A 6,552-nucleotide genomic window follows, 5' to 3' on the forward strand; every position below is an offset into this window, starting at 1 on the left:
GGGATCGGCGCCGACGACGGCGGGAAACGGATACAGCTGATCAGCTGGGGCCATGATTAGGCCTGTTCGCAGGGTTCATCGCGGGCCTTACGCTAGCATCGCCGCCGTGCCGACCTCTGAGCTGCGGGTAACTGTGGTCGGCGTCGGCGCCGACGGGTGGGCCGGCCTGACGCCGGCCGCGCAAGCCGCCGTCGCGGCCGCGGAGGTCGTGTTGGGCGGCGCGCGCCAGCTGGCGCTGCTGCCGACCGCGGGCGGCCAAGTGCACCAACCGTGGCCGTCCCCGTTGAGCGCGGCGCTGCCGGACCTGCTGACCCGGCTCGCGGGCCGGCGGGTGGTCGCGCTGGCCTCCGGCGACCCGCTGCGCAGCGGCATCGGAACCACCTTGGTCGACCTGTTGGGCGCCGACCGGGTGACGATCGTTCCGCATCTGTCGTCGGTGACGCTGGCGCGGGCCCGCCTCGGCTGGTCCGCCGAATCCACCGCGGTGGTCAGCGTCGTAGGCCGCGACGTGCACTCGGTGCTGCGGGAACTCGCCCCCGGGCGGCGGGTTTTGGTGCTGTCGTCGGACGAGAAAACCCCGGCGGCCCTCGCCGGTCTGCTCACGGCTCGCGGGTACGGGGCCAGCCGCTTGGTGGTGCTCGGCAACCTCGGTGGCGACCTCGAGACTTTTCACGACTCGACTGTCGACGAGTTCGCGGGCGACTCGCCGCGACTGAATGTCGTTGCGCTGCAGCTGAACGGACCACTGCTCGCCGGCTGGGCGAGCGGTTTGCCCGACGACGCCTTCTCCCACGACGGCCAGCTCACCAAGCGGGATCTGCGAGCCGCCGCCCTGGCCCGGCTGTTGCCCGCTCCCGGCCAGGTGTTGTGGGACGTCGGCGCGGGCGCCGGGTCGGTGGGCATCGAGTGGATGCGCGCTCACCCGACGTGCCGGACCGTCGCCGTGGAGGCCGACCCGGTGCGCGCCGAGCGGATCGCCCACAACGCGCGCTCGCTGGGTGTGCCCGCACTGCAGGTGGTCTGCGGCACCGCTCCGGAATCGTTGAGCGACTTGGCAACTCCCGACGCGGTGTTCATCGGCGGCGGCGCCAGTCGGCCCGGCGTCGTGCAGCGCTGCCTCGATGCGCTGCCCGGCGGTGGCCGGATCGTAGCGCACGGGGTGACGGTCGAGACCGAGGCGGTGCTGGTAGCGGCCTACGGCGAGCACGGCGGTGAACTCACCCGTATTCACGTGGAGCAGGCCGCGCCGGTCGGGTCGTTCACCGGGTGGACACCGTCGCGCGCGGTGACCCAGTGGGCTTTCACGTTGTAGCCGGTCGATCGCGCTGCGGGTCATAGAGATGGCTCTCTCCCGCCCGCGGATCCGGCTGTGCGCCAAGCGCTTCGCCCACCATAATGACCGCGGCCTGTTTCAGCCCGGCCGCCTCGACCTGATCGGCGATGTCGGCGACGGTGCCGCGCAGAACGAGTTCGTCGGGCTGCGACGCCCGGTACACCACTACCACCGGGCAGTCCTGGGCGTGGGTCGGCGTCAGCTCGTCCATCACCGCTCGGATGGCGGTAATGGCCAGGTGCAGCACCAGCGTTGCGCGGGTCGCGGCGAAGGCGGTCAGCGACTCGGTGTCGGGCATCGCGGTGGAGCGCGCCTGAGTGCGCGTCAGCACGACGGATTGCGCGAGCAGCGGAACCGTGAGCTCGCGACCGACACGCGCCGCTGCGGCGGCGTATGCCGGTACTCCCGGCGTGATCTCCCACGGCACGTCGGCCGAATCGAGCCGGCGGGTCTGCTCCGAGACCGCGCTGTACAGCGACGGATCACCCGACACCAATCGGACGACGCACCGGCCGGCGCGGTGCGCCTCGACGATCCGGGCGACGATCTGGTCGAGGTTCAGTTTCTGGGTGTCGACTAATGTAGCCGTCGCAGAACAGCTCTCGAGTAGCTCGGGGTCGAGATAACTGCCCGGATACAAGACGGTGTCCGCGGCTGCGAGCAGTCGGGCGGCCCGCACGGTCAGCAGGTCGGCGGCCCCCGGTCCGGCGCCGACGAATTGCACGGCGCTCATCGCACCCACCGCGGCGTCCATACCCGATCTTTCGGCGTGGCCTTGGTGCTCGATGCCCCCACCACGACAAGGGTTTTCATGTCGATGACGTCGGTGTCGAGGTCGCCCAGTGTCGTCACCGTCAGCGCTTCCTCGGCTCGCCCGACGTCACGCCCGACGACGACGACGGTGTCTGCGCGCCGATGTTCGAGCAGGATGTCGCGGGCCAGCTTGATCTGGTCCGGCCGGGAGCGCGAGGCCGGGTTGTAAATGGCCAGAACGAGATCGGCATCGGCGATGGCGCGCAGACGCTTCTCGATCACCGACCACGGCTTGAGCCGGTCCGACAGGCTCAGCACCGCGAAGTCCGCACCCAGCGGCGCACCGGCCAACGCGGCGACGGCATGCACAGCCGAGACGGCGGGAAGCACCCGAATCGATACGTCGGCGAACCGCGGATCCTCGGCTGCCTCGAACACCGCCGAGGCCATGCCGAACACTCCGGCATCGCCGCCGGAGACCACGGCGACGGGTTCGCCGCACCGGGCGAGCTCGAGCGCGAAGCGCGCCCGGTCGGCTTCGACGGCGTTGCCGGATGCGTGCCGCTGCAGACCTTCGCGTTGCGGCACTCGTGCAACATACGGGGCATAGCCGACCACATGCCGTACCTGGGCAAGTGCGGCCGAAGCCTCGGGCGTCATCCAATGGGCTGGGCCCGGACCCAGGCCGATGACGAGAAGCTCGCCGGCGCATGTGGAAATGGTTGCAGGGCTGGGCTCTTCGACCATGATGGGCTCTTCGACCATGATGCGCGATCGCGGGCCGTTGATCGAATCGCCGTTGACCACGATCAGCGAGAGGTACGGGACGGTCGATGCGTCGACGTCAACCACCGGCATCCACCGCTGCTGCGGGTGGCTGGCCCGCTCGACGTACATCGCATGATCGAGTCGCCCGGCCGCGGCGAGTGCGCGGCGGACGGCCGGAAACGTGCGGCCCAGTTTCATGATGATCGCGCCGTCGGTGTCGGCCAGTCGCCGCGCGAGTTCGGCTTCCGGCAACGTGCCGGGCAGCACGGTCAGCACGTCGGTCTGGCGGACCAGCGGCGAGGCGACGGCCGCCGTCGCGGCGGTGAATGCCGGTATCCCGGGCACAATCTCGGTGACGAACCGGGCGCTGAGCCGATCGTGCATGTACATGAACGAGCCGTAGAACAGCGGATCCCCCTCGGCGAGAAGGGCAACGGTGCGGCCGGCATCCAGATGCGCGGCGAGCCTGGTGGCCGATTCCTCGTAGAACTCGGCCAGTGCGCCGGCGTAGCCGCCGGGATGATCGGTGGTTCCGGTGGTCAGCGGGTAGCGCAGCTCCTCTTCGATGGCGGCTGCGGGAATCAGGCCCGCTGCGATCGTTCGCGCGTAGGACTGCTTGTTCACCCCGGCGTGGTAGGCGACGACGTCGGACTCACCGATGATGCGCGCCGCCTTACAAGTGATCAGCTCGGGATCACCTGGGCCCAAGCCGATTCCGTAGAAGCGGCCGGCTGTCATTCGGCCTCCGAGGCCAGCGCGTTGACGGCCGAGGAGGTGATCGCCGAGCCACCGCGTCGACCCCGCACCGTCACGAACGGGATGTCGATGCCGTGGTCGCGGGCCAAGGATGCGAGAGCGTGCTTGGATTCCGCGGCACCGATGAACCCGACCGGGCACCCGACGATCGCCGCGGGCCGCGGCGCGCCGTCGATCAGCATCTCCAGCAGATGGAACAGCGCGGTCGGGGCGTTGCCGATAGCGACGACTGCGTTGTGCAGCAACGGTTCCCACAATGACACCGCCGCCGCGGTGCGAGTGGTGTGCCATTGCTTCGCCAACTCCGGCACGCCGGGTTCGGTGAGGAAACAGTGCACGTCGTTGGCGGCGGGTAGCCGGCCGGCGGTGATCCCGGTGGCGACCATCCGGGCGTCACACAGGATGGGCGCGCCTGATTGCAGCGCCGAGCGTGCGGCCGGCACCAGGGCCGGGTGCACGATCAGGTCGTCGACGAGATCCGGTTGGCCGGTCCCGTGAATCATGCGGACGGCCAGCTTTTCGGCCTCGGCCGGGATGCGCGACAGGTCGGCCTCGCGGCGGATCGTGGCGAACGAGTCCGCGTAGATCGCCGGACCGTCGGCGATGTAGTCGTAGCGTCGGGTCGGTCGGCTCGTCGGGGTCACTCGGATACCTCCGGCGTGTTCGGGACGAGGACGCCGCGCCACGGCGTTATGACGACATTGCCCACACCGGAGGCGCTTTCGAGCAGCTTTCGGACCATCTCAGAGGTCAGGACGCCGTCCTCGACGGGCGTGTGGGTGCCGCCTGGCACTTTTCCATAGGCCAGCGGCGGCGCCGCAGGCGGGATACGAGTGTCGGCGGGAACGGGTGGCTGCAGCGGTTCGGCGAGTTCGCGAATGTGCCACGGCGCGTCGGCTCCCGTTCCCCGGGCGTCGAGGAATTCCGTTGCCAGCGCCGCCAACCGGTCGGCAGCGTCAGCCAACGGGGTCAGATCGCCCCACTGAGCGCCGACCCGCACCTGGACCGTCCCGTCATCCAGCGTCACGAAACCGAGGTCGGTGCCGCGCTTGCCGGCGCCGGTGAGGCGGTCTAGCAGATCGCCGCGGCCATCGTCCAACGTGAACAGGAAGCGCCCCGGCAGCAGGCCGAGTCGGGGCTCGGCGCACAGCAGCGTATCGAGGCGTGCGATGACGGGCCGCAGATCGGCGCGACCGCCGGCCAGACCGGTCTGGGGTGACGCAAGCACGTTCCGCACGAGTTCGTGTGTGCGGGTAGGGATCAGCCCGGTCGACTCGAGAGCCGTCACGGCGGCCTCGGCCAGGTGGGGTCCGTCCCCTCGCATTCCCCGCAGTTGCAGATTCGCGCGCCCGGTCAGGTAGATGCAGCCGTCGGCGTGCTGGCGGCTGACCTCGGCCAGTCGTCGCAGCGCCGCCGTGGGCAGTAGACCGCCCATCAGCCGGATGCGCACCAGCAGCCCGTCCTCGGCCGACCACGGGCGCCACACCCCGGGGCACATGTCGGTGCGGGTCCGTGCGTCGGCGGTCATCAGCGGGTACCGGGTCAGCTGAGGTCGCTGACCTTCTCCATCATCGCGTGGGCGACGTCGACCGCACTGGTGTCCGGGCTCGCCGATCCCGGATCCGACGGCCGTCGGTCACCGAAGACGATCATCGAAACCTCGACGATGCAGTTCAATCGGACACCGACGGCGCGGGCGACCGGCGTGGGCTGCAGGGGCGGCATGTTGGCCAGCGTCGCGGTAGCGGTATTGGTTGCTGTGACAACGGAATCCAGTGTTCGGACGTCGTCGATCACCGTCGTCGTACTGATCGGCCCGGTCCGTTCGGTCGTGCTCTGCCCCTTGCACTGCCGCCACTGGTCGCGAAATTTCGCGAACAGCGCCTGCGCCTCGGCCGCCGTCGATAGCGCGACCACGCCCTCCCTCACGCTGATCACCTGAGCCGGGTCACCGTTGTTCCACCACGACGCCGATGCCACGGCTTGGACATTGGCGAGACCGTACACGCTCTTCTGCAGCATGGCGGTGACCTCAAGGCAGGCCGCTGACTCCGGTGGCGCCTTACGCTGGTCGAGGATGTCGAGCCCACCGAATTTCGCGGGCTGACGGGTGACGAACGGCTGACCGAGCATCTGCGACAACGCTTTGCCGCCGAGCAACGCGTGTTCGACGGCCCGGCCGGACAAAGGTCGAGGCTTCAGGTTCGGGGCCGGCGCGGCCGTGCCCGCGACGACCGACCCGCAGCCCACCGCGAGCGCGGCAACCACCGTGCACACTGCTGCCGTCGCGGACCCCTGCATGGCTACTTCTTGCTGCCTTTGTCGCCCGCGGAATCCGTGGACAGCGCGGCGACGAACGCCTCCTGCGGCACCTCGACCCGGCCGATGGTCTTCATCCGCTTCTTGCCTTCCTTCTGCTTCTCGAGCAATTTGCGCTTGCGGGTGATGTCACCGCCGTAGCACTTGGACAGCACGTCTTTGCGGATCGCGCGGATGTTCTCGCGGGCAATGATTTTGGATCCGATCGCGGCCTGGACCGGCACCTCGAACTGCTGGCGGGGAATCAACTCCTTGAGCCGGGTGGTCATCTTGTTGCCGTAGGCCGCGGCCCCGTCCTTGTGCACGATCGCACTGAACGCGTCGACGGCCTCGCCCTGCAACAGGATGTCGACCTTGACCAGCGCGGCCTCCTGCTCGCCGGACTCTTCGTAGTCGAGGCTGGCGTAGCCGCGGGTGCGCGATTTCAGCGAGTCGAAGAAGTCGAAGATGATCTCTCCCATCGGCATCGTGTAGCGCAGTTCGACGCGCTCGGGCGACAGATAGTCCATGCCGCCGAGTTCGCCGCGCCGCGACTGACACAGTTCCATGATGGTGCCGATGAATTCGCTGGGCGTGATGATGGTGGTCTTGGTGATGGGCTCGTACACGGCGCGGACCTTGCC

At 69.1% G+C, this 6,552-nt stretch carries 6 protein-coding genes and 1 pseudogene; 1 reads left to right on the forward strand and 6 read right to left on the reverse strand.

All coding sequences use genetic code 11. The features are described 5' to 3' along the window. The first annotated feature begins 106 nt into the window (after nucleotides 1-106). Nucleotides 107-1,312, forward strand: coding sequence for a precorrin-6y C5,15-methyltransferase (decarboxylating) subunit CbiE (cbiE, locus tag AC2VOU_RS00145; protein WP_486955524.1), 1,206 nt, complete (start codon nucleotides 107-109; stop codon nucleotides 1,310-1,312). On the opposite strand, the gene cobM is transcribed toward cbiE, so the two are convergent. The 6 genes and pseudogenes from cobM to AC2VOU_RS00175 form a co-directional block, all read right to left on the reverse strand. After that, nucleotides 1,302-2,087, reverse strand: a complete 786-nt coding sequence (cobM, locus tag AC2VOU_RS00150; protein WP_486955525.1) for a precorrin-4 C(11)-methyltransferase — start codon at nucleotides 2,085-2,087, stop codon at nucleotides 1,302-1,304. The two genes, cbiE and cobM, sit on opposite strands and share 11 nt — an antisense overlap. Further along, nucleotides 2,063-3,592, reverse strand: coding sequence for a precorrin-3B C(17)-methyltransferase (gene cobJ / locus AC2VOU_RS00155; RefSeq protein WP_486955526.1), 1,530 nt, complete (start codon nucleotides 3,590-3,592; stop codon nucleotides 2,063-2,065). The genes cobM and cobJ overlap by 25 nt, the downstream gene beginning before the upstream one ends. Then, nucleotides 3,589-4,254, reverse strand: coding sequence for a precorrin-8X methylmutase (locus tag AC2VOU_RS00160; RefSeq protein ID WP_486955527.1), 666 nt, complete (start codon nucleotides 4,252-4,254; stop codon nucleotides 3,589-3,591). The genes cobJ and AC2VOU_RS00160 overlap by 4 nt, the downstream gene beginning before the upstream one ends. After that, nucleotides 4,251-5,138 (reverse strand): nitrite reductase, encoded by an 888-nt coding sequence (locus AC2VOU_RS00165; protein WP_486955528.1) that lies wholly within the window; start codon nucleotides 5,136-5,138, stop codon nucleotides 4,251-4,253. The genes AC2VOU_RS00160 and AC2VOU_RS00165 overlap by 4 nt, the downstream gene beginning before the upstream one ends. A gap of 14 nt (nucleotides 5,139-5,152) precedes the next feature. After that, complete coding sequence (locus AC2VOU_RS00170; RefSeq protein WP_486955529.1) at nucleotides 5,153-5,911, reverse strand: sensor domain-containing protein; 759 nt, start codon at nucleotides 5,909-5,911, stop codon at nucleotides 5,153-5,155. 2 nt (nucleotides 5,912-5,913) lie between these two features. After that, nucleotides 5,914-6,552 (reverse strand): annotated as a pseudogene (locus AC2VOU_RS00175) (elongation factor 4); the annotation flags it as partial.

This window comes from Mycobacterium sp. TH-M25 (assembly GCF_057473665.1).